The sequence below is a fragment of the Mycobacterium bourgelatii genome (assembly GCF_010723575.1).
GTDB lineage: Bacteria > Actinomycetota > Actinomycetes > Mycobacteriales > Mycobacteriaceae > Mycobacterium > Mycobacterium bourgelatii.
On sequence record NZ_BLKZ01000001.1, the window covers coordinates 5430511 to 5454194 of the forward strand.

At 66.4% G+C, this 23684-nt stretch carries 24 protein-coding genes and 1 pseudogene; 11 read left to right on the plus strand and 14 right to left on the minus strand.

The window, feature by feature from the left end:
* Nucleotides 1-11: 11 nt before the first annotated feature.
* From G6N68_RS23130 to G6N68_RS23140, 3 genes are all read left to right on the plus strand, one after another.
* Complete coding sequence (locus G6N68_RS23130) at nucleotides 12-1691, plus strand: FAD-binding dehydrogenase (RefSeq protein WP_163717344.1); 1680 nt, start codon at nucleotides 12-14, stop codon at nucleotides 1689-1691.
* 105 nt (nucleotides 1692-1796) lie between these two features.
* A complete protein-coding gene (prrA, locus tag G6N68_RS23135; protein ID WP_163717346.1) occupies nucleotides 1797-2507 on the plus strand; it encodes a two-component system response regulator PrrA in 711 nt (236 codons plus the stop codon).
* Entirely contained in the window at nucleotides 2508-3848 is a 1341-nt protein-coding gene (locus tag G6N68_RS23140; RefSeq protein ID WP_163717349.1) for a HAMP domain-containing sensor histidine kinase, read from the plus strand. It begins immediately after the preceding gene.
* A gap of 10 nt (nucleotides 3849-3858) precedes the next feature.
* On the opposite strand, the gene arfC is transcribed toward G6N68_RS23140, so the two are convergent.
* Genes arfC through arfA form a run of 3 tightly spaced genes read right to left on the minus strand, consistent with a single transcriptional unit; the run spans nucleotide 3859 to nucleotide 5853 of the window.
* Nucleotides 3859-4494, minus strand: a complete 636-nt coding sequence (arfC, locus tag G6N68_RS23145) for a channel accessory protein ArfC, sunset domain variant (protein WP_163717351.1) — start codon at nucleotides 4492-4494, stop codon at nucleotides 3859-3861.
* A complete protein-coding gene (gene arfB, locus G6N68_RS32245) occupies nucleotides 4494-4793 on the minus strand; it encodes a channel accessory protein ArfB (protein WP_163706429.1) in 300 nt (99 codons plus the stop codon). The genes arfC and arfB overlap by 1 nt, the downstream gene beginning before the upstream one ends.
* A gap of 19 nt (nucleotides 4794-4812) precedes the next feature.
* Nucleotides 4813-5853: a channel-forming protein ArfA/OmpATb gene (gene arfA, locus G6N68_RS23155; protein ID WP_163718888.1), complete on the minus strand. Its 1041-nt coding sequence runs from the start codon at nucleotides 5851-5853 to the stop codon at nucleotides 4813-4815.
* Nucleotides 5854-5968: 115 nt separating this feature from the next.
* Between arfA and G6N68_RS23160 the strand changes: the two genes are divergently transcribed.
* Both G6N68_RS23160 and G6N68_RS23165 read left to right on the plus strand, forming a co-directional pair.
* A complete protein-coding gene (locus G6N68_RS23160) occupies nucleotides 5969-6232 on the plus strand; it encodes a DUF2630 family protein (protein WP_163717353.1) in 264 nt (87 codons plus the stop codon).
* Between the two features lie 21 nt (nucleotides 6233-6253).
* Nucleotides 6254-7810 (plus strand): phytoene desaturase family protein, encoded by a 1557-nt coding sequence (locus G6N68_RS23165; protein ID WP_163717355.1) that lies wholly within the window; start codon nucleotides 6254-6256, stop codon nucleotides 7808-7810.
* Here G6N68_RS23165 and G6N68_RS23170 read toward each other — a convergent pair.
* The 3 genes from G6N68_RS23170 to pdxH all read right to left on the minus strand — a co-directional run bounded on the left by G6N68_RS23170 (nucleotide 7807) and on the right by pdxH (nucleotide 11881).
* The gene (locus tag G6N68_RS23170) at nucleotides 7807-9099 is read right to left on the minus strand and encodes a citrate synthase (protein WP_163717363.1); all 1293 of its coding nucleotides are present in this window, start codon (nucleotides 9097-9099) and stop codon (nucleotides 7807-7809) included. The genes G6N68_RS23165 and G6N68_RS23170 overlap by 4 nt on opposite strands.
* Nucleotides 9100-9724: 625 nt before the next feature.
* Nucleotides 9725-11020 carry an HNH endonuclease signature motif containing protein gene (locus G6N68_RS23175; protein ID WP_163717365.1) on the minus strand — a complete coding sequence of 432 codons (1296 nt, stop codon included), beginning with the start codon at nucleotides 11018-11020 and terminating at the stop codon, nucleotides 9725-9727.
* Between the two features lie 198 nt (nucleotides 11021-11218).
* Complete coding sequence (gene pdxH / locus G6N68_RS23180) at nucleotides 11219-11881, minus strand: pyridoxamine 5'-phosphate oxidase (RefSeq protein WP_163717367.1); 663 nt, start codon at nucleotides 11879-11881, stop codon at nucleotides 11219-11221.
* 70 nt (nucleotides 11882-11951) lie between these two features.
* Between pdxH and G6N68_RS23185 the strand changes: the two genes are divergently transcribed.
* Nucleotides 11952-13073: a citrate synthase 2 gene (locus tag G6N68_RS23185; protein ID WP_163717369.1), complete on the plus strand. Its 1122-nt coding sequence runs from the start codon at nucleotides 11952-11954 to the stop codon at nucleotides 13071-13073.
* On the opposite strand, the gene G6N68_RS23190 is transcribed toward G6N68_RS23185, so the two are convergent.
* Nucleotides 13070-13840, minus strand: a complete 771-nt coding sequence (locus G6N68_RS23190) for a sterol desaturase family protein (protein WP_163717371.1) — start codon at nucleotides 13838-13840, stop codon at nucleotides 13070-13072. The genes G6N68_RS23185 and G6N68_RS23190 overlap by 4 nt on opposite strands.
* 29 nt (nucleotides 13841-13869) lie before the next feature.
* Nucleotides 13870-14472, minus strand: coding sequence for a TetR/AcrR family transcriptional regulator (locus tag G6N68_RS23195; RefSeq protein ID WP_163717373.1), 603 nt, complete (start codon nucleotides 14470-14472; stop codon nucleotides 13870-13872).
* Between the two features lie 209 nt (nucleotides 14473-14681).
* Between G6N68_RS23195 and G6N68_RS23200 the strand changes: the two genes are divergently transcribed.
* Nucleotides 14682-15140 (plus strand): VOC family protein, encoded by a 459-nt coding sequence (locus G6N68_RS23200; RefSeq protein ID WP_163717375.1) that lies wholly within the window; start codon nucleotides 14682-14684, stop codon nucleotides 15138-15140.
* Between the two features lie 12 nt (nucleotides 15141-15152).
* Here G6N68_RS23200 and G6N68_RS23205 read toward each other — a convergent pair whose 3' ends face one another.
* Both G6N68_RS23205 and G6N68_RS23210 read right to left on the minus strand, forming a co-directional pair.
* A complete protein-coding gene (locus G6N68_RS23205; RefSeq protein WP_163717377.1) occupies nucleotides 15153-16874 on the minus strand; it encodes a 4Fe-4S binding protein in 1722 nt (573 codons plus the stop codon).
* A 31-nt stretch (nucleotides 16875-16905) separates the two neighbouring features.
* Nucleotides 16906-17928, minus strand: a complete 1023-nt coding sequence (locus G6N68_RS23210; RefSeq protein ID WP_163717379.1) for an AurF N-oxygenase family protein — start codon at nucleotides 17926-17928, stop codon at nucleotides 16906-16908.
* Nucleotides 17929-18083: 155 nt separating this feature from the next.
* Between G6N68_RS23210 and serC the strand changes: the two genes are divergently transcribed.
* Both serC and sepH read left to right on the plus strand, forming a co-directional pair.
* Nucleotides 18084-19214 carry a phosphoserine transaminase gene (gene serC / locus G6N68_RS23215; RefSeq protein WP_163717381.1) on the plus strand — a complete coding sequence of 377 codons (1131 nt, stop codon included), beginning with the start codon at nucleotides 18084-18086 and terminating at the stop codon, nucleotides 19212-19214.
* Nucleotides 19215-19417: 203 nt separating this feature from the next.
* Nucleotides 19418-20188, plus strand: a complete 771-nt coding sequence (gene sepH / locus G6N68_RS23220) for a septation protein SepH (protein ID WP_163717383.1) — start codon at nucleotides 19418-19420, stop codon at nucleotides 20186-20188.
* Here the strand turns inward: sepH and G6N68_RS23225 are convergent.
* From G6N68_RS23225 to G6N68_RS23235, 3 genes are read right to left on the minus strand one after another with little or no spacing between them, the layout of a single operon-like run.
* Nucleotides 20185-20457 carry a DUF2537 domain-containing protein gene (locus tag G6N68_RS23225; protein WP_163717385.1) on the minus strand — a complete coding sequence of 91 codons (273 nt, stop codon included), beginning with the start codon at nucleotides 20455-20457 and terminating at the stop codon, nucleotides 20185-20187. The genes sepH and G6N68_RS23225 overlap by 4 nt on opposite strands.
* Complete coding sequence (locus G6N68_RS23230; protein WP_163717387.1) at nucleotides 20454-21272, minus strand: TrmH family RNA methyltransferase; 819 nt, start codon at nucleotides 21270-21272, stop codon at nucleotides 20454-20456. The genes G6N68_RS23225 and G6N68_RS23230 overlap by 4 nt, the downstream gene beginning before the upstream one ends.
* Nucleotides 21269-21700, minus strand: coding sequence for an Rv0880 family HTH-type transcriptional regulator (locus G6N68_RS23235; protein WP_163717389.1), 432 nt, complete (start codon nucleotides 21698-21700; stop codon nucleotides 21269-21271). Before G6N68_RS23235 ends, G6N68_RS23230 begins: the two co-directional genes overlap by 4 nt.
* A gap of 135 nt (nucleotides 21701-21835) precedes the next feature.
* Between G6N68_RS23235 and G6N68_RS23240 the strand changes: the two genes are divergently transcribed.
* Together G6N68_RS23240 and G6N68_RS23245 are read left to right on the plus strand one after the other, a co-directional pair.
* A complete protein-coding gene (locus tag G6N68_RS23240) occupies nucleotides 21836-22111 on the plus strand; it encodes a DUF2530 domain-containing protein (protein WP_163717390.1) in 276 nt (91 codons plus the stop codon).
* A gap of 21 nt (nucleotides 22112-22132) precedes the next feature.
* Nucleotides 22133-22594 (plus strand): SRPBCC family protein, encoded by a 462-nt coding sequence (locus G6N68_RS23245; protein WP_163717392.1) that lies wholly within the window; start codon nucleotides 22133-22135, stop codon nucleotides 22592-22594.
* 266 nt (nucleotides 22595-22860) lie between these two features.
* On the opposite strand, the pseudogene G6N68_RS23250 reads toward G6N68_RS23245, so the two are convergent.
* A pseudogene (locus G6N68_RS23250) lies at nucleotides 22861-23682 on the minus strand (DUF3027 domain-containing protein); the annotation flags it as partial.
* Between the last annotated feature and the right edge of the window lie 2 nt (nucleotides 23683-23684).

The following is a 23684-nucleotide window of genomic DNA, read 5'->3' on the forward strand; positions in this document are numbered from 1 at the left end:
AGGGCCTGCCTATGGACGCTGATGTCATCGTGGTCGGTGCGGGTTTGGCCGGTCTGGTCGCCACTCACGAGTTGACCCGCCAAGGTAAGAAAGTCGCGCTGATTGACCAAGAAAACGAGGCCAATCTGGGTGGTCAGGCATTCTGGTCGTTCGGCGGGCTCTTCCTGGTAGACAGCACCGAGCAACGTCGCATGGGCATCAAGGACTCGTTCGACCTGGCCTGGAATGACTGGTCCGGCAGCGCTCAGTTCGACCGTCTCGACGGGACTGATGGCGAAGACTTCTGGGCCGCCAAGTGGGCACGCGCCTACGTCGAGTTCGCCGCCGGAGAAAAGCGCGCCTATCTCACGAACCTGGGCATCCGGTTCCTCCCGACCGTCGGCTGGGGCGAGCGCGGCGATCTGAGCGCCGACGGCCACGGCAACTCCGTTCCGCGATTCCACGTCGCATGGGGAACCGGAACCGGCGTGGTCGAACCGTTCGCCAACTCCGCACTGAAAGCCGCCGAGGGCGGTTTGGTGAAGTTCTATCACCGCTTCCGGGTGGACGAATTGGTGATCAGCAATGGCACGGCCACCGGGGTCAAGGGCGTGGTACTGGCTCCCGACGACGCGGAGCGCGGCGTCTCGTCCAACCGCGACGTCATCGGCGAGTTTGAACTCTCCGCCCAGGCCGTCATCGTCACCACCGGCGGCATCGGCGCCAATCACGACCTCGTTCGCCGCTACTGGCCCGAGCGACTGGGCACGCCCCCGGCCGACATGATCACCGGCGTACCCGCCTACGTCGACGGCCGCATGCTCGACATCGCGGCCGACTCCGGAATCCGTCTGGTCAACCGGGACCGGATGTGGCACTACACCGAAGGCGTCATCAACTGGGATCCGATCTGGCCCAAGCACGCGATCCGGATCATTCCGGGCCCCTCGTCGATGTGGTTCGACGCGCTCGGCCGGCGGCTGCCCGCGCCGTACCTACCCGGATACGACACCCTGGGCACCCTGCGGCATCTGCGGACCACGCCCGACATCGCCAAATACGACCACTCCTGGTTCGTCCTGACCCAGAAGATCATCGAGAAGGAGTTCGCGCTGTCGGGCTCGGAGCAGAACCCCGACATCACCTCCAAAAGCCGGACGGCGATGCTGCAGCAACGGTTCTTCAACAGGGACGCGCCGGCGCCCGTCGAGGCGTTCAAGACCCACGGCGTCGACTTCGCCGTCGCCGACAGCCTCGAAGAGCTGGTCGAGAAGATGAACGCCATCACCGAGGAGCCGCTGCTGGATCCGGCTTTGATCCGCAAGCAGATCGAATCCCGGGACCTGCAGGTAGACAACCCGTTCTGCAAGGACGCACAGGTCCAGGGCATCCGCAACGCGCGCGCGTCGATCAGCGATCGGCTTGGCCGTGTAGCGGCCCCGCACCGCATCCTGGACCCCGGCGCCGGTCCGCTGATCGCCGTACGACTGCACATCCTGACCCGAAAAACCTTGGGCGGCATCCAGACCGACCTCGACTCAGGTGCCATCGGCACTGATGGACAGCCCATCTCCGGTCTGTATGCCGCTGGTGAGGTCGCCGGATTCGGCGGTGGCGGCGTGCACGGTTACAACGCCCTGGAAGGCACCTTCCTGGGTGGCTGCATCTTCTCCGGACTCAAGGCGGGCCGCGCTGCCGCCAAAGCCGTCTGATTTTCTGCCTGCCGCGAACGGACGCAAAATCCCCTGATCCGGGCGCATTCCTGCGGCGTTGCGCCTGCTCGCGCCTCCCCCCGTCGCCGCCAGGAATCAGGCAATATGAAACCCATGGACACTGGTGTGACCTCGCCTCGAGTCTTGGTCGTTGACGACGACTCTGACGTGCTCGCCTCGCTGGAACGCGGCCTACGGTTGTCCGGCTTTGAGGTATCCACTGCCGTCGACGGGGCCGAAGCCCTGCGCAGCGCGACCGAGACCAGGCCAGACGCGATTGTGCTCGACATCAACATGCCCGTGCTGGACGGCGTCAGCGTCGTCACCGCATTGCGGGCGATGGACAACGACGTGCCGGTCTGCGTGCTCAGCGCCCGCAGCTCGGTCGACGACCGGGTAGCCGGCCTGGAGGCCGGCGCCGACGACTACCTGGTCAAGCCGTTCGTCCTCGCCGAACTGGTGGCGCGGGTTCGGGCGCTGCTGCGCCGCCGCGGTGCGACCGCGACGTCGTCGTCGGAAACCATCACGGTGGGCCCGCTGGAAGTGGACATTCCCGGCCGACGGGCGCGCGTCAACGGCGTCGACGTCGACCTCACCAAGCGAGAGTTCGACCTGCTGGCGGTGCTCGCCGAGCACAAGACGGCGGTGCTGTCGCGCGCGCAACTGCTCGAGTTGGTGTGGGGCTACGACTTCGCCGCCGACACCAACGTCGTCGACGTGTTCATCGGCTACCTGCGGCGCAAGCTGGAAGCAAACGGCGGACCCCGGCTGCTGCACACCGTCCGCGGAGTCGGGTTCGTGCTCAGGATGCAATAGGTGAACATCCTGTCGCGGATCTTCGCCCGTACTCCGTCACTGCGGACCCGGGTGGTGGTCGCGACAGCCATCGGTGCAGCCATTCCGGTGCTCATCGTCGGCACCGTGGTCTGGGTCGGCATCACCAACGACCGCAAAGAACGGCTGGACCGCCGGCTGGACGAGGCCGCCGGGTTCGCCATTCCGTTCGTCCCGCGAGGGCTCGACGAGATTCCCAACTCGCCGAATGACCGGGACGCGCTGATCACGGTCCGGCGCGGCAACGTCATCAAGAACAACTCCGATATCACGCTGCCCCAGCTGCACAAGGACTACGCCGACACCTACATCGACGGGGTGCGCTACCGGGTGCGCACGGTGACGATCCCAGGACCCGAGCCGACTTCCCTGGCCGTGGGCGCCACCTACGACACCACCATCGCCGAAACCAACAACCTGCATCGCCGGGTGATGCTGATCTGCGGCTTCGCCATCGGCGCGGCGGCGGTGTTCGCCTGGCTGCTGGCCGCATTCGCGGTGCGGCCGTTCAAACAGCTGGCCGAACAGACCCGCAAAATCGACGCCGGAGACGAAACACCACGGGTGGAGGTGCACGGCGCCAGTGAAGCCGTCGAGATCGCCGAGGCGATGCGCGGCATGCTGCAGCGCATCTGGGACGAGCAGAACCGGACCAAGGAGGCGCTGGCGTCGGCCCGCGACTTCGCCGCGGTGTCGTCGCACGAGTTGCGGACGCCGTTGACCGCGATGCGGACCAATCTCGAAGTGCTGTCCACCCTGGACATGTCCGACGAGCAGCGCAAGGAAGTGCTCAACGACGTGATTCGTACCCAGTCGCGGATCGAGGCGACGCTGACCGCGCTCGAGCGCCTGGCCCAGGGCGAACTGTCGACGTCCGACGACCACGTGCCGGTCGACATCACCGATCTCCTCGACCGCGCCGCCCACGACGCCACGCGCATCTACCCCGACCTCGACGTGTCCCTGGTGCCCTCGCCGACCTGCATCATCGTGGGAATGCCGGCGGGATTGCGACTCACCGTCGACAACGCCATCGCCAACGCCGTCAAGCACGGCGGCGCCACCAAGGTTCAGCTGTCCGCGGTCAGTTCGCGGGAGGGGGTGGAGATCGCCATCGACGACAACGGCACCGGTGTGCCCGAAGGGGAGCGCCAGCTGGTGTTCGAGCGGTTCTCCCGCGGCTCGACGGCGTCCCACTCGGGCTCTGGACTGGGGTTGGCGTTGGTGGCGCAGCAGGCACACCTGCATGGCGGAACGGCGTCGCTGGAGACCAGCCCGTTGGGCGGCGCCCGACTGCTGTTGAAGCTGCCCGCTCCCAGCTAGGCCGGGCCGCTCACTTCTTCCTTGCGCTCTTCGACCACGGAGTGAAGAAGGCGCGCTTCGCCGCGGCTTCGTCCTCGAACCAGACCTGGGCGGTGACGTCTTCGTACGAGGGATCCTCGGGCTTGTAGAAAAGCCGGGTATCCGAGCGGCCCTTGACCAACCAGCCGTCCGGCCCGCCGCCGTCGGAATCGGCGCGCGCCGAGCCGGGACCGTATGGGGCAAAGGGCTTCTCGCCGGACTTGTCCTTGGCAACTTTGACGACGCGGATCCGCTTGGTCGGCGCGTCGGCGTCCTTGGCGCTCGCTCCGGCCTTCTTGGTCGCCGGTCCCCTGCCAGCCGGAACCCGTTTCTTGGCACCGCCTTTCGCGCCGACGCCCTTCTTCGCGGGCGCCCCCTTGCGCGGCGGACCCTTCTTGGCCGGAGCGCCTTTACCGGCTTTGCCGGCTTTACCGGCCGCAGATTTCTTGGCCGGCACGCCTTTTCGGCCGTCTCCTCGCGCGGGACCCGGCCGAGCCGCCATCTTCGGCGCAGCCGCGACAGCGCCCGCCGGTGCTGCCGGCCTGACCGGACGCACCATCAGCGTCAAGGTCAGTACCAGCCCAAGCACGAATGACAGGGCCGCCAACCACCAATGCACGTGGGCCATCAGGGTTTGTCGACCTCACTCGAGGTCGGCAGCACCGCGGTATCGACCTCGTCCGCCAAGCCGGGCAGCACTTCCGTCTCAGGCTCGGCGTCGATCGGAGCGGTCAGCAGGTCTGTTTCTTCTTCCGCCGCGGGTGCGGCGTATGCCGCGGGCTCCGCTTCGGGTGCGGCGGGTGCCGCTTCGGGCCGGGACTTGCGCTCCTCGCCGGTTCCCATCGAGACGGTCACGATGATCCAGGCCACGGCGGAACCCGTCACAAACGCGGCCAGGTAGCACAACCACTGGATGAAGAAATCCATGCCTCTCCCTAGCCGATCCTCAGCCGACCACTATTTCAGCGCGCCGATTCTTGATCCGGCCCTCGGTGGTGTCATTGCTGGCGATGGGGTTGACCGAACCCAACCCCTTGGCCGTGACGTGGTCGCGGGGAACGCCGTGGGCGATGAGGAAGTCGGCGACAGCGCGGGCCCGCTGGTCGCTCAGGGGGATGTTGATGCCCTCGGCGCCGGCGTTGTCGGTGTAGCCGTTCACGGTCACCCGCGCATCCGGGCATGCCTTCAGCTTGTCGGCCACTTGGGTGAGGATCTGGTCGTCCACCGAAGTAAGGGTGACGCCGTCGCTGGCGAAGTAGATCGGCCCGCCCGTCAGGGCGTTGATCGTCGCTTGCAGATTGGCGCACGGGCCCGCCGCGCCCGGTGGCGGCGCGGGGCCGGGGCTGGGGCCGACGCCGGGTATGGCAGGAACCGTCACTGGCGGCTGGCCCTTGACCTGAATCTTGCTGGTGACGTCCACGGTGGACCAAGTCCGGGTGGCGGCCCGCTCGACGGCGTCCTTTTGCTCGGGCGAGATGGCGGTTCCCGTCAGGTTGACCGTGTAGCTCTCCGCCTTGAGGGTGAACTCGGGCATCGACGCGGCGGCGAAGAAAATCGGCTCGGCGTTCGAGAAGTCGAGCGAATGGACCAGGGGATCGATCCGGATCTGGTCGATGACGTTGACACCCGGGGTCAACATGGACTTCAGCGACGTCATCAGCGCCGCCTTGGAGTTCTCGTCCGGGAAGTCGCCGATAAGCGTAATTGTGTTGCCGCTGCGGCTGATTGACAGCAGCGACAACGGCGGACCCGGAGTGATCGAGGGTCCGCTGGTGGGTTCGAGTGTCGGCACATTGCCGGCCGGGCCGGCGAAGGACGTGGGCCGCCCGTAGGCCCAGTAACCGATCACCGCCAGCAAGAATGGGATCACCGCCAGGGCAATCAGCCACGAGGTGCCCGGCGACCGCTTGGTGAATCTCGGCGTGCGCGTGCGATCCGCCGCGTCGGTGGGCGCAGGCGTTCGGTCCACAGCCGGCTCGGTGCCCACCATCACCCCTCCCCTCACTGATCTCCCGTGGTCCAGGCGATATGCAGCCTACCGAGTCCCTACGCCTCAAGTGCCGATCTGCGGATGCCCGTCGCTCGTCGGGCAGACTGGGACGATGGCCACCGGAGGGAAACCCGACGACAACGAGACGTTGGCGCGCATTCGCGATCTTGTCGCTGCGGAAAAGGCGCTGCGCGACCAGCTGCTGCATCACGAAATTTCGGAGTCCGAGGAGCACGAAAAGCTACGCCGCATCGAAGTCGAACTCGACCAGTGCTGGGACCTGCTGCGGCAGCGCCGGGCCTTGCGCGAAACCGGTGGGGATCCGCAGCGAGCGAACGTGCGTCCGCCGGACGAGGTCGAGGGCTATATCGGCTAGTTCCCTGCGCGCCTGGGCAGCATGAGCAACTTTGACGTCGTCATTGTCGGCGGTGGGCACAACGGCCTGGTCGCAGCCGGGTACCTGGCCCGAGCGGGGCTTCGGGTGCGATTGCTCGAACGGCTGGGGCACGTCGGCGGAGCGGCGGTGTCGGCACAGGCCTTCGAGGGTGTCGACGTTCGGGTGTCGCGGTATTCGTACCTGGTCAGCCTGCTGCCTACACGCATCATCGCCGACCTGGGTGCCCAGGTGCGCCTGGCCCGGCGCCGGGAGTCGTCCTACACCCCCGATCCGGCGACGTCCGGTCGCACCGGCCTGTTGGTTGGTTCGAGACCGACGTTCGCCGCGATCGGCGCGGACGGGGATCGGGACGGGTTCGACGCGTTCTACCGGCGCTGCCGGGTGGTCACCGAACGGCTCTGGCCAACGTTGCTGGAGCCGCTGCGCACCCGCTCGCAGGCCCGCGCACACGTCCTGCAGGGCGGTTCCCGGGGAGCCGAGGCCGCCTGGCACGCCATGATCGAGGCACCCATCGGGCATGCCATCACCGGTGCCGTCAGGAATGACGTGGTGCGTGGCGTGATCGCGACCGATGCGCTGATCGGCACCTTCGCGCGGCTCAACGACGAGTCGCTGATGCAGAACGTCTGCTTTCTCTACCATCTGATCGGCGGCGGCAGCGGCGACTGGGACGTGCCCATCGGCGGCATGGGATCGGTGACCACGGCCGTGGCCACCGCGGCCGCCGGCCACGGCGCCGAAATCGTCACCGATGCCGACGTTTTCGCGGTCGATCCGGACGGGGAGGTGCGGTACCGCAGCGGCGGCGACGAGCATGCGGTCCGAGGCCGGTTCGTACTGGCCGGTGTTGGACCAGCGGTCCTGGCTCGCCTGCTCGGCGAACCAGAACCTTCGGTGGCGCCGGGTTCGCAGGTGAAGGTCAACATGGTGTTGCGACGGCTGCCGCGGCTACGCGATCAGGGCGTCGCCCCCGAGGAAGCCTTCGCCGGGACGTTCCACGTCAACGAGACGTGGAGCCAGCTGGACACCGGCTACACGCGCGCCGCCGAGGGCCTGGTGCCTGACCCGTTGCCGTGTGAGGCGTATTGCCACTCGCTGGCCGATCCGAGCATCATGTCGTCGGAGTTGCGGGACGCTGGTGCGCACACCATGACGGTGTTCGGTTTGCACACCCCGCATTCGACGTTGGGCGGTACCGCCGCTGCGTCCGATCGCCTAACCGAGTCGGTGTTGGCGTCGCTAAATTCCGTTCTGGCCGAACCGATTCAGGACGTGCTGATGAGTGACGCACACGGCCGTCCGTGTCTCGAGACGACGACCACCGAGGACTTGCAACGCACGTTGCAGATGACCGCGGGCAACATCTTTCACGGCGCGCTGTCCTGGCCGTTCGCCGATGACGACGAGCCATTGGATACCCCGGCGCGTCAGTGGGGTGTGGCCAGCGCGCATGAGCGCATCATGCTGTGCGGTTCGGGTGCGCGCCGCGGGGGTGCGGTGTCCGGCATCGGCGGACACAACGCCGCGATGGCGGTGCTTGGGTCGCTCGGCGGTTAGCGCTCGTCGATGGTGGCGTAGTCGCGCTCGGTGTAGCCGGTGTAGATCTGGCGCGGACGACCGATCTTGTTGTCGGGGTCGTCATGCATCTCGCGCCAGTGCGCGATCCAACCGGGCAGCCGGCCCAACGCAAACAGCACGGTGAACATGCGGACCGGGAAGCCCAGCGCCCGGTAGATCAAACCGGTGTAGAAGTCGACGTTCGGGTAGAGCTTGCGCTCGATGAAGTAGTCGTCGGTGAGCGCCGCTTCTTCAAGCTCCTTGGCGATGTCGAGCAGCGGGTCTCCGCCGAGCTTGGCCAGGATCTTGTCGGCCTGGTCCTTGACGATCCTCGCGCGCGGGTCGTAGTTCTTGTAGACGCGGTGGCCGAAGCCCATCAGCTTGACGCCCTCTTCGCGGTTCTTCACCTTGCGGACGAACTCGCCGACGTCGTCGCCGCTTTCGCGGATCTGCTCGAGCATCTCGAGCACGGCCTGGTTGGCACCGCCGTGCAACGGGCCCCACAAGGCGTTGATGCCGCCGGAGATCGAGGTGAACAGGTTGGCCCGCGACGAGCCGACCAGCCGCACCGTCGACGTCGAACAGTTCTGCTCGTGGTCGGCGTGCAGGATGAACAGCATGTCGAGCGCCCGGACGACCTCGGGGTCGGCCTGGTACGGCTCAGCGGGGAAGCCGAACGTCATCCGCAGGAAGTTCTCCACCAGCGTGAGCGAGTTGTCCGGGTAGAGGAACGGCTGGCCGACCGACTTCTTGTAGGCGTAGGCGGCGATGGTCGGCAGCTTGGCCAGCAGCCGGATCGTCGACAGCTCGACCTGCGCATTGTCCATCGGGTCCAAGGCGTCTTGGTAGTACGCCGAGAGCGCGTTGACCACACTGGACAGCACCGGCATCGGGTGGGCGTTGCGCGGGAAGCCGTCGAAGAAGCGCTTTAGGTCCTCGTGCAGCATGGTGTGCCGTTGGATCCGGTGGGTGAACTCGGCCAATTGGTCGGCGGTGGGCAGCTCGCCGTAGATCAACAGGTAGCTGACCTCGATGAAGGTCGACTTCTCGGCCAGCTGGTCAATCGGGTAGCCGCGGTAGCGCAGGATACCGGCGTCACCATCGATGTAGGTGATGGAGCTCTTGCACGAAGCGGTGTTGACGAAGCCATTGTCGAACGTCGTGTGCCCGGTCTTGGACAGCAGCGGACCCAGCGCAATGCCGTCAGCACCTTCGGTGGCTTTCACGATCTTCAGATCGAGCTCGCCCCCCGGGTACTTCAGAGATGCGGTGTCGTCGGTGTCGGCCACGAGAACCCCTTTGCGCTTCAGGCTGGTATGGCTTTCTGACCTAGATGCGTGCAAGCACTAGGTGCGTCATAGGTGAAGGTAGTCGGTATCGCGCTGGCGTGCCTGCTCGGGGTCTAGTCTGCCGGGCCAGCGCGTGTCGACCTACTGTTTTGTGCCGCGAACCGGACGAGTCTTTGTCGATCTTTGCGCCGCCGGCTCGCCCTCCGGGGCGGTGTTATCTGGGCCGCCCGTCGCGGGGCTTGGCTTCTGGCGCGGACGCCTGTCGCGGGCTCATGTCGCGGGCTGCGTTCTGAGCTGGCTGCACTCACCGCCGCTGTGCGACGACGGGCTTTCAGCGGCCGTACCGGGCCAATCGCGCCGCAATCATTGGTGACTCCCGGTAATCACATGCGCCACATCGGCACCGTGAGCAGACCATGAGGTGATCGCAGAAAGCGCTGGTGTATGCGCTAGCACCCGCGCGAGCCCGCGGCCATGCCCGCTATTCACACACCCCACATCGGCACCGTCAGCAGACCATGAAGCGATCCCCAAAAACGCTGGCGTATGCGCTAGCACCCCGACGGCCGGCATGCAGCGCCGCCCGAGGGTCACGACCCGGCTCGCCCCAGCCGTGAGTCCGGATCTAGTTGGCGGTGGGCGACTCGGGTTCGTACGGCTGGTACCACCACCAGTCGGCGCGTTCACCGGTCGGCCCGGGACACGGCGGCACATCGGGCGGTGGCTGCGTCGGTGGCCGCGCCAACGACGCCCCGGTCAACACCCGCCCATCACTATCAGTGATGCACAACTGGTCAGCGGGGCCGGTGATGGTGATCACCCCACGGTGATGCAACCGATGATGAAACGGACACAGCAACACCAGATTCGCCAACTCGGTGGCCCCGCCATCCTCCCAATGCACGATGTGGTGCGCATGCAGGCCCCGGCTGGCCCCACACCCGGGAAACGCGCACCCCGGGTGGCGATACTCCAACGCCCGACGCAACCGGCGACTGATCCCCCGCGTCGTTCGTCCGGCCCCGATCGGCTCACCATCACGCTCGAACCACACCTCACAGCTGGCATCACAGCCCAACAACTGCCGCTCGGACCGCGACAACACCGGACCCAGATGCAACGACCCCACCCGATCCTTGACATCAACATGCATCACCACCGTGGTGTGCTGCCCCTGCGGACGCCGCGCCACCTCGCTATCCCACCCCGCCTGCACCAACGCCAGAAACGCCTCCACCATCGTCGGCATCGGCACCGCAAACTCCCCACCCCCGCCACCGCCGACGGCCTCACGCTCACGCTTCCACTGCGCCATCAACCCCTCCAGATGCGAACCCAACGCCGCATCGAACGTCGCCGCCTGCACCGCCGGCAACTTGATCCGCCACCAGCTGTACTGCCCATCACCGCTCTTGCTGACCGACCCCCGCAACTCCGGCTCCACCGGCCCCGACCCCGACTCGGACTTGGACTCGGGCGCGGGCGACGGGTCGGGGCGCGGCTCCAACCGCACCGCCGTACGCAACTGAGTCACCGTGGCCACCGAAGCCAACTCCGCATAATGCTCATCAGAACCCTCACCCGCGCGTGCCGCGATCACCCCCACCTGATCCAGCGACAACCGCCCCTCCTTCAACCCCTGCACACACCGAGGAAACTCCCCCACCCGCCGCGCCACCGCAGCCATCGTGTGCGCATTACCCGGCGACACCCCCGTCTTCCACGCCACCACCGCCGGCAACGACCGCGCCCCGGTCATCCCCCACAACTGCTCACCCTCGATCTGAGCGAAGATCTCCACCATGCGCCCATCGATGGCATTGCGCTGACCACTCAACTCCGCCAACTCGGCGAACAACACCTCCAACCGCTCTTTAGGAATCAACCCCACCCCACCCGAAGAAGCCGCCACCACAGACATACCCCCATCAAAACAGCCACCTACGACAAAAACCGCGCCCGCGACCACAGGCAGCAGGCGAAGCCAAGTGAAGCCCACCTGAGGTGGCGACACGCAACTAGCGGCGGTGCGCACCGATGTGCAGTGAGCGCGCTCGAACTAGATGAAGTCGTTGCCGCCCAATCGAAAACACCACCGAAGCCCGGCGGGCAACAAGCATTAGGGCTGCAGCCGCTCGACCCGACCGCCGATGACTCGAATCCGGTTGTGCACCCGGTTCTCCCGGCCCTGCCAAAATTCCACCACCTCGGGCGCGATGACATACCCGCCCCAGTTCGGCGGCGCCGGCACCTGCTCCACATCGGCGAAGCGGGCGGTCACCTCCGCCAGCTGACCCAGCAACGCCGCGCGCGACTCGATCGGCTGCGACTGACGCGACGCCCACGCGCCCAGTTGCGATCCGCGCGGCCGTTTGGACCAGTACTCCTCGGTGACGCGCCGGTCGACCTTGGTTACCGGTCCACGAATGTGCACCTGCCGGCCGAGTTGATACCACGGGAAGGTCGCCGACGCGTACGGCGCCGACGCCAACTCGAGTCCCTTGGCCGAGTCGTAATTGGTAAAGAAGGTGATCCCGTTCTCGTCGGCGCCCTTACACAACACCGACCGGCTCACCGGCTTGCCGTCGGCGGCGACGGTGGCCAGCACCATGGCGTTCGGCTCGGCGACTCCGGCTCGTTCGGCGTCGTCAATCCACTTGCAGAACAAGGCAAGCCAACCGTCGTCCAGCCAGCTGACGTCCAGGTCAGCACTGTCATCCTTCTCGGCGGATCCGTACTCCACTCTCATCCTCGCCAGGTGCTCGTCGATTGCTCCGGCCATCGCCTTAAAGCTACCGGGGTTGCTACCGGCCGGTAGCATCGGCCGGAATCTGGGGTGCAAGAATCGGCCCATGACTGTGGTTCCACCTGATTTTGTCCCAGGTCTGGAAGGCGTCGTCGCCTTCACCACCAAGATCGCCGAACCCGACAAGGACGGCGGCGCACTGCGTTACCGCGGTGTCGACATCGAGGATCTGGTGAACCAACGGGTTCACTTCGGCGACGTCTGGGCCCTGCTCGTCGACGGCGACTTCGGCCGCGGTTTGCCCCCGGCTGAGCCGTTCCCGCTGCCGATCCACACCGGCGACGTACGGGTCGACGTACAGGCGGGCCTGGCGATGCTGGCACCCATCTGGGGTTACAAACCGCTCTTGGACACCAACGAGCCCACCGCCCGCGACCAACTCGCCCGGGCCTCCGTGATGGCCTTGTCCTACGTCGCACAGTCCGGCCGCGGCATCTACCAGCCTGCGGTCCCCCAGCGCATCATCGACCAATGCCCAACCATCACAGCGCGATTCATGACGCGCTGGCAGGGCGAGCCGGACCCCAGGCACATCGAGGCGATTGACGCCTACTGGGTCACGGCCGCCGAGCACGGCATGAACGCTTCGACGTTCACCGCGCGGGTGATCGCCTCGACCGGCGCGGACGTGGCCGCGTGCCTGTCCGGCGCGATCGGGGCGATGAGCGGGCCTTTGCACGGTGGGGCCCCGGCCCGCGTGCTGCCGATGATCGAAGAAGTCGAACGCACCGGCGACGCCCGCAAGGTGGTCAAGGGGATCCTCGATCGCGGCGAAAAGCTGATGGGCTTCGGACACCGCGTCTACCGGGCCGAAGACCCACGGGCGCGGGTGCTGCGCGCGACCGCCGAGCGCCTGAAGGCCCCTCGACACGAGGTCGCCGCCGCCTTGGAACAAGCGGCCCTGGCCGAATTGCGGGAGCGACGCCCGGACCGCGCCATCGAGACCAATGTCGAGTTCTGGGCCGCGGTCATCCTGGACTTCGCCGGGGTGCCGGCGAACATGATGCCGGCAATGTTCACTTGTGGACGCACCGCCGGATGGTGCGCTCACATCCTGGAACAGAAGCGACTCGGCAAGCTGGTCCGTCCGTCGGCCATCTACGTCGGACCCGGGCCACGCAAGCCCGAATCGATCCCCGGCTGGGACCGCGTGCTCACCAGCGCCTAGGCGGCGGCCGCGGTTGATTCCAACGTCGACTCGCTCGTCGCGGCTGGTTTCTTGTACGTGCCAAACAGCTTGTCTCCGTAGGTCATTACCACGGACAGGTTGGTGGGACGCTTCTCCGAGTGGTGCAACTCGTGGCCTGAGGCCGCCGGCAGCAGCCAACGCGGGTACAGCTTCATGTCGTAGCCGCTGTGCGTGACGACCATCGCCGTGGTGTTGGCCGCCGCGTAGGCGACCACCACCAGCGGGTGCGCCCCCCACGTCAACGGCACCACGTACAGGCAGAACATCACCATGAAGCCTTCGACGGGATGCACGACGAAGTTGGTCCAGATGGTCAACGGGTTCTGCACCCGGTGGTGCAGGTAGTGCACTTTCTGGAAGACAAACCGATTACCGTGCTCTAGGCGGTGCCACCAGTAGGTGAGGAACTCGCCGATCACCATGAAGGCCACCAGCTGCGTGACGAACGCAACGACCGTCGGTGCGGCCGTTGGGACTTCGGCCACCCAGGGGTGGAAGATGCGGTGCAGGACGAAGAACACCACCGCCGCACCGACATAATTCGAGGAGATCCGGAGCCCGAGTTTGGTGGCCGCCTTCGCCGAAATACGGTGGTATACCGCAACATCGAATATCGAGTAGACGATGCCCGTCACCAACACGACCGCGACGACCACGGGCAGGAAGTACAACGGGAATTCGAAGAAGCCGACGCCCAGATGCCTCAGCATCCAGTCCCAAATCGGTTGTAGCAGTGTTTGATTCACAGGTTTGCTCCTAGTTGTCGGGAGGTGGGTCAATTCAATAGGCGCGAGGCGGCCAGGCGCAGTTCGGCGATGCACTGTTCGACGGTGATGTCGCCGACTCCGAGCAGGGCCAAGTCGGCAAAGAAGACGCGACCGAGCAACGCGATCGCCGGGTCGAGCGACAACGACTCGAGCACGTCCTCGCCGGTTCCGCTCAGCAGCGCGAGGAACATCTCGCGCACGCCCAAGCGGAATTGATCGGCTACCGGCCCCAGAGCCAGTACCGAGGCAATGATGGCGCGAACCATCGGCACATCCGACGCCGCTTCCCGCACGACGTGTTCGATGGCCACGTCGACGGCCTTCAGTGATGAGGGGACCGACTCGGACGCTGCGGCGATGGCCTGTGGAATGTGCGCCGCGACCTCATGCCCCCAGGCCAAAGCGGCCTCACACACCACGTGTTCCTTGGACGCGAAATAGCGATAGGTCGTCGCCCTGGACACTCCGACGGTCGCGCCGATCGCCTCCATCGCGACGGCCTCATGCCCGTGCTCGCGAATCAACTGGCGAGCGGCCTGTAGCAGCCGCGCACGGACTTCCACCTGACGCGAATCCAGCGTGCGGTGGATCGTCACGGTCGTCGCGTTCACCAGATCATTCCTTGCAGTTCGGGAGTGGTAAGACAGTTGCTGATACAGCTATCTCACCAGCTGATGCACTAGTTATATCGCGCTGTCGCGCCAGAACGCAAGCGATCAGGCTTTGTCGGTGCCGGGAGATCTAATGGAGTCACCGCGATGAATTTCTGTCGCGGCCGGGGTCAATACACGTGAACCCCGTCCACAACAAGGAGACCAAGATGGCGATCAACGTCGAACCAGCCCTGTCCCCCCACCTCGTCGTCGACAATGCAGCCGCGGCGATCGACTTCTACGTCAAGGCCTTCGGCGGTGAGGAGTTGGGGCGTGTTCCCCGTCCCGATGGCAAATTGATTCACGCCGCGGTGCAGATCAACGGATTCACCGTGATGCTCCACGACGACTTTCCGGAGGTAACGGACGGCAAGTCGATGACCCCGAAGGCATTGGGCGGCACGCCCGTCACCATCCACCTGACCGTCACCGATGTCGACGCCAGATTCCAGCGGGCCCTGGATGCAGGTGCGACCGTGGTGATGCCGCTGGACGACCAGATGTGGGGCGACCGCTACGGCGTGCTCGAAGACCCCTTCGGCCACCATTGGTCACTCGGCCAACCGGTTCGCGAGGTCAGCATGGAGGAAATCCAGCGGGCAATGAATGCGGAGGTGGGCAGCTAGCGCACCTCAGCGCTAGACGAGTTCGCGTAGCCGGGCCGCCAGGCGTCGTCGCAGCGGCTGCGTCTGGCGTTCCGCAGCCGCGATGGCGAGCATGTCGGCGACGTTGGTGAACTTGTTGCGCGGCCGGCCGTCACCTATGCCGCGGGCGATTTCCGCGGCGTCGATGGCACGCCATCCCGTCGAGTCGACGACGTCGGGCTGTCGGTGCTGCACCAGCCTGTCCAGTGCCAGCGGCTTGGCTTGCGGGTCGGAAAGCTTGCCGGCATTGAAGTCGGCCACCAGAGCCTGCACGGTCTGCAGGGAGCACGATTTGTTGGTGCCGATGAACCCGGTGGGCCCGCGCTTGATCCAGCCCGCGACGTAGGCTCCGACGACCGGACGGCCGGTTGCCGGGTCGATAACGCGGCCGCCGTCGTTGGGGACGACAGCGGCGTCCTCGTCGAATGGTAGGTCACGAATTGGCTTGCCACGGTAGCCAATCGACGTCAGCACCAGGCCCGCGTCCAGCGTGCGCACCTCGCCGGTACCCGCGCCGGCGCCAGGGCCCGCGACGACAAACGCCACACCGCTGGCCCGATCGTCACCGAGAACCCGCTGTGGTGTCAGCTGATACGCCAGCCGTATGCGCGGTCGCCCGAGTCCTGACGTCGCCGCGGACGCGTCGCCCAGCGTCGCCAAGACCTCGAGCTTGGCCCTGGCCAGCGGATCAGCGACGGTTGCCAGGTCATCCAGCACTCGTTGCCGGTCGACCGGGTCGAGCACCACGTCGGAAGATCCGGTGAGCCCGACCAATTCGGGCAGGGTGAACGCCGAGTGCGCGGGTCCGCGCCGGGCAGCGATGACCACCTCGCGAACAGCGGACTTGCGCAGGGCCCGCAACGCGTGGTCGGCGATGTCGGTTCGGGCCAGGTCGTCGGGATCCGCGGTGAGCACCCGGGCCACGTCGAGGGCGACGTTGCCGTTGCCGATGATCACCACCCGTTCGTGGCTGAGATCGACTGGCAGATCTGCAAAGTCGGGGTGTCCGTTGATCCAGGCGACCAACTCTGTGGCGGTACCGGTCCCAGGCAGGCCCATCCCGTCGATGTCCAACCGGCGGTCATCCGGCGCGCCCACCGCATACACCACGGCGTGGTGGTGGGACAGCAGATCGGCGTGGCTCAGGTGCTTACCCACCTCGACGTTGAGGTAGAACTTCAGGCGGCGATGCCCGGCCACCCGGTCGAACAGACGGGTGACCCTCTTGGCGCTCTGGTGGTCCGGCGCTACTCCCGCTCGCACCAATCCATAAGGCGTCGGTAGCTTCTCGAAGACGTTGACCCGCACGCGGGGCTGAATCAACAACTCGTCGGCGGCGTACATGGCGGCGGGCCCCGACCCGACGATAGCCACCGTGAGCGGCTTCTCCCGCTGATGAACCTCGGGCGCTGGGATCACCGGAGCCAGCTTCGAAGTCGGCGGCAGTTTCACGCCGGCCGGGCGGTCCGGGTAGAACGATGCATTGATTTCGACGAACGGCAATTGCCTTGTATCAAGCCGACTATCGGGCGCAATCGCCCCGACCGGGCAGGCGCTCACGCACGCCCCGCAGTCCACACATGCCACCGGGTCGATGTAGAGCATTTCCGACGTCGCGTACCCCGGCTCGTCGGGAGTCGGGTGGATGCAATTGACCGGACACGCGAATACGCAGGACCCGTCATTGCAGCACGACTGAGTAATCACGTGCGGCATAAGAGAACTCGTTAAAGGTTAGGCAGCAGGGTTAGGCAGCCGGAACGGCCAAATGCGCGCGTTGCGGCTCGCTGCGGTAACGCGACGGCTTGCCGTCGATCTTGCAGAGCCGCCACATCAACCGGGCCGAGCGATTTTCCATCAGCCCCGTGTCGTAGGCCAGCATCCGCACGTCACTGAACATGTCGCGCAACCACTTCCGCGATTCCGGCGAACGGAAGAACAGTTCCTTCTTGACCGAGCGCGGGATGTCGAATTCCTCCCAGAACTCCTTGGGCGGAATCAGGATCGCGTTGCACAGCGACCGCATGGTCAGCGGGAAGGTCAGCGAGATCCAGAACCGTTGGCTGCGACTTAATTTCGGCAACCGCTTCCGCAGGTACTCGTGCGCGAACGAGATGTGCCGCGCCTCCTCGGCGACGTGAATGGACATCACGCGCTCCATGATTGGGTGCAACGCTTTGCCTTCGCGTAGCACCTGCTTCTGCGTGTGGTCGATCGGCTCCTCGCCGGCCAACACGCCGATGAAGAACGCCACCGGCATCGGGCCGGCGACGAGCGGGATCAACGGAGAAATCCAACGCAGCCGACGCGGCATGCCCGGCACGTCCGCGCCGACGCGGTTGATCATCTCCTGGAACATCATCGTGTGGTTGCACTCTTCGACCGATTCGTGCAAGCAGTACCGATATTCCGGAGAACCGTTAGGCATCCAGAAGGTGTAGTTCATCAGGCCGCGGATCAGGATGGACTCGAAGTGCAGCCCGACCTTGGCCACATTGGCCTGCCGCCACATTCCGATCTTGATCTGGCGTTCCCGCGACTGCGCCCGGTACCAGGGATGCCGGCCCAGCGGGTCGGTCGCTGGGAGGATCCACCGGGGATCGTCGTCGGTGACGGCGAACTCCGGTGAATCCCAGTCGATATCCGTGTATGGGTTGAAGTTTCGCCGCACAGACCCCTCGGACAGTGTGGCGAGCATTTCCACATACTCGGTGTCGTCGCGCACCTCCATATTGCGGCGCCAGCGTCGAACCATGCGCGTCCTGGCCATCAAGCCTCCTCAATGAGGTTTCGATCGGACGTGTAATGAACACGGTACCGCTGGTACCGGGAATTCGCTAGCCTGCTGTGGTCGCGGTCACACTGGGGGCCAACAGTGACAGCCCGTTCAGCAGGGCCGCAGGATCGCTCACTACCCTGATGCCCATGGCTGACCAGCTGGCAACGTCCCTTGAAATTCCCGCCGACCTCAAACCCCGCGACGGCCGTTTTGGCTGCGGACCGTCCAAGGTCCGGCCCGAGCAGCTGCAGGTGCTGAGCACCAGCGCCGCGGCTCTGTTCGGCACCTCGCACCGGCAGGCGCCGGTGAAGAACCTGGTAGGCAGGGTGCGCAAGGGGCTGGCCGAGCTGTTCTCGATACCGGATGGCTACGAGGTCATCGTGGGCAACGGGGGCGCGACGGCGTTCTGGGACGCCGCGGCCTTCTGCCTGATCGACAAGCGCTCGCTGCACCTGACTTACGGCGAGTTCAGTGCAAAGTTCGCTTCGGGCGTCAGCAAGAACCCGTTCGTCGGCGACCCGATCATCATCAAGGCGGACCCCGGCAGCGCCCCCGAACCGCAGAGCGATCCGTCCGTCGACGTCATCGCGTGGGCTCACAACGAGACCTCGACGGGGGTCTCGGTCCCGGTACGCCGCCCCGCCGACTCCGGCGATGCCCTGGTCGTCATCGACGCCACCTCGGGCGCCGGCGGCCTCCCGGTGGACATCAACGACGTCGACGCCTACTACTTCGCCCCGCAGAAGAACTTCGCCAGCGACGGTGGGCTGTGGTTGGCCATCATGAGCCCGGCCGCACTGGCCCGGGTCGAGGCCATCAAGGCATCCGGTCGGTGGGTTCCGGACTTCCTGTCGCTGCCGATCGCGATCGAGAACAGCGTGAAAGACCAGACCTACAACACTCCGGCGATCGGCACGCTCGTCCTGCTGGCCGAGCAGATCGACTGGCTGCTGGGCAACGGCGGACTGGACTGGGCCGTGAAGCGCACCGCGGACTCGTCGCAGCGGCTCTACAGCTGGGCCGAGGAGCGCGACTACACCACGCCGTTCGTCGCCGACCCGGCACTGCGCTCGCAGGTGGTGGGGACGATCGACTTCGTCGACGAGGTGGACGCAGCCGCCGTGGCCAAGACTTTGCGGGCAAACGGCATCGTCGACACCGAGCCGTACCGCAAGCTCGGTCGCAACCAACTGCGGATCGCGATGTTCCCCGCGGTCGAACCGGACGACATCAGCGCGCTCACACAGTGCGTCGACTGGGTCGTCGAACGCCTCTGACCTGCGCCTGGCTTCCCGGACTCGCCAAGCCCGCGCCGAGCGTCACGCCAGCGCGGCGTTGGGCGGCGACCGCCACGCTGACGTGACGCTCGACGCTCGTGTGGGCACGCCCGCGTGTCAGCGAGGTTAACGAGACTTGGCCCACTAGAGTGCGCACGTAACAGGTCCGTTGCTCACCTGCTCGGAGCCTGCGAGGAGAAACCATGCGGGAACTCAAAGTGGTTGGGCTTGATGCCGACGGCAAATACCTCATCTGTGAGGGGCCCACTGCAACCGACAAGTACAGAGTGCCGGCCGACGAACGCCTACAGGCGGCACTGCGTGGCGAACCGGCCGCACCGGAGCAACCGGAGCTCGACATCGAGATCACTGACATGCTGAGTCCCAAGGAAATTCAGGCCCGGATCCGCGCAGGGGCTTCCGTCGAGCAGGTCGCCACCGCCTCGGGCTCGGACATCTCGCGGATCAAACGGTTCGCCCACCCGGTGCTGCTGGAGCGTTCCCGCGCCGCCGAGCTGGCAACGGCCTCGCACCCGATCCTCGGCGACGGCCCCGCCGTGCTGACGCTGCTGGAGACCGTCACCGCCGCGTTCGTCAACCGCGGCCTGCGACCCGACAAGCTCAGTTGGGACGCCTGGCGCAACGAAGACGGCCGCTGGACGGTGCAGCTGTCCTGGAAGGCCGGCCGTTCGGACAACGTCGCCCATTTCCGCTACACCCCCGGCGCCCACGGCGGCACGACCACCGCGATCGACGACGCGGCCAATGAGTTGATCGACCCCAACTTCAGGACCCCGCTGCGGCCCCTCGCACCGGTGGCTCGCATCGACTTCGACGAGTCCGCCAAAGAGTCCGACGCTGAGCCCGCGCCCGCCGCGACACCCCAGCAACCGGCAAGCAGCCGCCGCGGTAAGCCGACCATTCCCGCCTGGGAAGACGTGCTGCTCGGAGTGCGCTCAAGCGGACACCGCTAACCGAAGACGGTTACGGCGAGCAAAGACAGCCAGGCAACCGCCACGCCTACGCCGGTGCCCAGCACGAACCAACGCAACACCGGCGTGCGCCGCCACGCCCACAACGTCGGCGCCAGGCCACCGACCGCCACGATATTGAGCCCCACCGCCAGCAACGGGTGCACCCGGATAAGCCCGAGGCTGAGCACCACCATCGCCGCTCCGGTAACCGCTGCCACGAATGCGGCCACCGTCAAACCCGTTCCCCACGGGACGGGTTCGTGATTCACCGGCCGAGCCTAACCCGCTCGTAGAACGCCAACGCGGCTGCGGTCGCGACGTTGAGTGAGTCGGTGCCCCGCGACATCGGGATGCGCACCCGCATGTCGCTGATCCTCAGTGCGGTCGCCGTCAGACCAGGGCCTTCCGCGCCTACCAACAGCGCCACCGGCTGGTCACGCACCGCGGCCATCGCCTGGGGCAGCGCGCACGCGTCGCCCTGCGGGGTCATCGCCAGCAAACGGAAGCCGCGCTCCCGCAACATGACCAGATCGCCGGGCCACTCCGTCGCCCGCGCAAACGGCACCAGCAACGCGTGCCCCATCGACACCCGGACCGCCCGCCGATAGAGCGGATCCGCGCAGCCACTGCCGAATACCACTGCATCGACGCCCAAACCAGCCGCGTTGCGGAATATCGAGCCCAGGTTTTCGTGGTCGTTGACGCCCTCGAGCACCGCGACCGTGCGGGCGCCGTCGACCACTTCGGCGACGGTCGGCTCGCTCACCCGACTCGCACTGGCCAGCACCCCACGATTGAGGTGAAAACCGACCACCTGCGCCATCAGCTCGGCCGAGACGCGGTAGTAGGGCGCCTCGACGCCGACCAAATCATCCTTGAGCTCGGCCAGCCTGCGGTCGGTGCCCAGGAGAGCGCGCGGGGTGAAGCGGGAGGCCAGCATGCGCTGCACGACCAGCACCCCCTCGGCGATCACCAGTCCCTTGCCGGTGGGCAGGTCGGGGCGGCGGTCGACGCTGTTCAGGTCCCGAAAATCATCCAGGCGCGGATCGTCGGGGTCGGTGACGTCCTGAACATGCGCGGTCACGGGCTCTCGTCGACCAGAGCCGACATCAGCTCGGCGGCCTGGCGCAGGAGTTCACGCTGGTCTTCATCGAGCGTCGCCAGTCGGTCGGCGAGCCATTCCTGACGGGCCCGCCGCGCGGCCTTGACCAACTCGGCACCGGACTCCGACACCGACACCAATACCTGCCGACCGTCGACCGGATGCGGGACCCGCTCCACCAACCCCATGTCGGCCAGCGAGGCGATCACCCGCGTCATCGACGGCGGCCGGACCCGTTCGCGAATGGCAAGAGCGCCAGGAGTCATCGCCCCCTCATTCAGCAACGTCGTCAACGCCGATAGCTGGGACAACGTAACTGGCGACGACGGGTTCCGAAATCGCAGTTGGCGGGCTAGTCGCATGACCGCTAATGACAAATCGCTGGCCAGCCGCCCGTAGCTGTCAGGCACAGCGCGACATTACAACGTCACGACGCATCCAGTGTGTTGTTGGGCGTCGCGCGTGCCCGTGGCGGCGAATGCTGGCCAACGTGATGCCTGCGCCCTCGACATCCGCTGCGACGGCCAGACTATGTTTGAGACTTGATGAGCGCCGATCCGCCCCACGCACTGGAGCCGCCGCCGCTGCCGCGAAGTTTGCTGGCTGTCTGGCCGGTCATCGCGGTGGGCGCGCTGGCCTGGGCCGTCGCGGCAGCGGCCGCCTTCTTGGTGCCCAGCCTGGAAAGTTGGCGCCCCCAGACCCTCGCCGGGCTAGGCGTAGGGGTGATCGGAACGAGCATCTTCGTCTGGCAACTGGCCGCCGTCCGTCGCGGCGCCCGCGGCGCACAAACCGGACTGGAAACGCACCTCGACCCAAGATGAAATAAGCAACCCGGAGGACGAATGGTATCCGTAGCCCCACTCCTACAAGCGCAGATCGACATCGACGCTCCGCCCGAGAAGGTCTGGGCTCTCATTTCCGACCTGCGGCGCATGCCGGAATGGAGCCCGCAGTGCCGTTGGATGCGTCCATTCGGTCCGCTGCGCCCCGGCGCCCGCACCCTCAACTTCAATCGCCGCAATCGGCTGTTCTGGCCCACGACGTGCACGATCGTTGATGTCGTCCCGAACAAGCGGCTGACGTTCAAGGTGGACACCAACGGCAGCGTGTGGACCTACGAGCTCGAACCCAACGGCGAAGGCACCCGGGTGATCGAAAGCAGGCACGCCGAAAACGGCGTCAAAGCGGTTTCCAACCTGACGGTCAATGCGCTCTTGGGCGGGACGACGAACTTCGAACGCGAGTTGGTCGAAGGTATGCAGGCCTCGCTGGCCAGGATCAAAGCCGCCGCTGAGAAGAACTAGGCGGACGGCTCCGGGTTCGACGGCTCAGCGGGAGCTGACGGCTCCGGAGTAGACGGCTCCGGAGTAGACGGCTCGGGGGTAGACGACTCCGGAGCAGGCGGCTCAGGCGTAGACGGCTCAGCGGGAGACGCCTCAGCGGGAGACACCTCCGAAGTACCTGGCTCAGCATCCGACGGCTCAGGCGCAGCCAGCTCCGCAGCCGGCGGCTCCGAAGTACCCGGCTCAGCGTCCGACGGCTCCGACGTAGCCAGCTCCGCCCCAGACGCCTCCACAACCGGATTAGTCACGACGTCCAGCAATCCGTCGTCGTACGGCTCGTACGCCGGCGAACCGGTGCCAGCGGGCGCAGGGGTATCGGAGTGGGCGCCGCAACCGTAGTGCTTGTCCACGACGTGTCCGTCGGCGGACAGCTCGTTGCCGCACACCCCGAACATCGCGCCAAGCGATCCAGCCAGCGGCAGGAAGAAACCGCAGTCGCGGCACACCCGCTTGGTAGAGCGCGACATCGGTGAGTCCGGGCCGTACTCGCCTAAGTGCCACCGTTCGGCGGCTTGGGCCCGTCCCCAGGCGCTCATCACCCAGCGTCGGCCCAAGCCCAACTCGACGGCGACCTCGTCGATCGCGGGGTCGCCGCTGGCGGTGTAGCCCGGAACCAAACGCGGGTCGTCCTTTGCTGGGGCTAACAGGTCTCCAGGGCTCAAATCCCCCGGCCGCACCCGCTCCTCCCACGGCACCCACTCGGGCGCCAACAGCGCCGTCGGGCCGGGAACCAGCACGACTTCGCTGATGGTGGCGTGGTCAGAGCCCGGGTAGGTGGCCACGACGACCGCCCACTGCCAGCCCTGATAGCCGGTCAGATGGGCCAGGAAGCGGTGGGTGGCGGTGTTCGGGTCTTCGTAGCTGACGCCCAGGTAGTCGCCGACGACGTCCGGACCGCTGAATTCCTCGACGGCAGCCCTGGCCTGGTCGACCGCCCCCTTGAGCACGGACGCCAAATCTTCGGGCCACTCGGCCACCGTCACACCGCCGGCTTCGGTGCCGGTGTCCAAGGCGGATTCCGCTGCGGAATCCGGGCTGGGTCCGGTCACGC

What these genes read in the sequence shown, in the direction of transcription:
- G6N68_RS23245 (WP_163717392.1), top strand. Translation starts at nt 22,133, where the DNA reads ATGGTATCCGTAGCCCCACTCCTACAAGCGCAGATCGACATCGACGCT.
- G6N68_RS23200 (WP_163717375.1), top strand. Translation starts at nt 14,682, where the DNA reads ATGGCGATCAACGTCGAACCAGCCCTGTCCCCCCACCTCGTCGTCGAC.
- G6N68_RS23175 (WP_163717365.1), bottom strand. Translation starts at nt 11,020, where the DNA reads ATGTCTGTGGTGGCGGCTTCTTCGGGTGGGGTGGGGTTGATTCCTAAA.
- G6N68_RS23160 (WP_163717353.1), top strand. Translation starts at nt 5,969, where the DNA reads ATGGCCACCGGAGGGAAACCCGACGACAACGAGACGTTGGCGCGCATT.
- arfC (WP_163717351.1), bottom strand. Translation starts at nt 4,494, where the DNA reads ATGGCCCACGTGCATTGGTGGTTGGCGGCCCTGTCATTCGTGCTTGGG.
- sepH (WP_163717383.1), top strand. Translation starts at nt 19,418, where the DNA reads ATGCGGGAACTCAAAGTGGTTGGGCTTGATGCCGACGGCAAATACCTC.
- G6N68_RS23165 (WP_163717355.1), top strand. Translation starts at nt 6,254, where the DNA reads ATGAGCAACTTTGACGTCGTCATTGTCGGCGGTGGGCACAACGGCCTG.
- G6N68_RS23130 (WP_163717344.1), top strand. Translation starts at nt 12, where the DNA reads ATGGACGCTGATGTCATCGTGGTCGGTGCGGGTTTGGCCGGTCTGGTC.
- serC (WP_163717381.1), top strand. Translation starts at nt 18,084, where the DNA reads ATGGCTGACCAGCTGGCAACGTCCCTTGAAATTCCCGCCGACCTCAAA.
- G6N68_RS23205 (WP_163717377.1), bottom strand. Translation starts at nt 16,874, where the DNA reads ATGCCGCACGTGATTACTCAGTCGTGCTGCAATGACGGGTCCTGCGTA.
- prrA (WP_163717346.1), top strand. Translation starts at nt 1,797, where the DNA reads ATGAAACCCATGGACACTGGTGTGACCTCGCCTCGAGTCTTGGTCGTT.
- pdxH (WP_163717367.1), bottom strand. Translation starts at nt 11,881, where the DNA reads ATGGCCGGAGCAATCGACGAGCACCTGGCGAGGATGAGAGTGGAGTAC.
- arfB (WP_163706429.1), bottom strand. Translation starts at nt 4,793, where the DNA reads ATGGATTTCTTCATCCAGTGGTTGTGCTACCTGGCCGCGTTTGTGACG.
- G6N68_RS23210 (WP_163717379.1), bottom strand. Translation starts at nt 17,928, where the DNA reads ATGGCCAGGACGCGCATGGTTCGACGCTGGCGCCGCAATATGGAGGTG.
- G6N68_RS23240 (WP_163717390.1), top strand. Translation starts at nt 21,836, where the DNA reads ATGAGCGCCGATCCGCCCCACGCACTGGAGCCGCCGCCGCTGCCGCGA.
- G6N68_RS23185 (WP_163717369.1), top strand. Translation starts at nt 11,952, where the DNA reads ATGACTGTGGTTCCACCTGATTTTGTCCCAGGTCTGGAAGGCGTCGTC.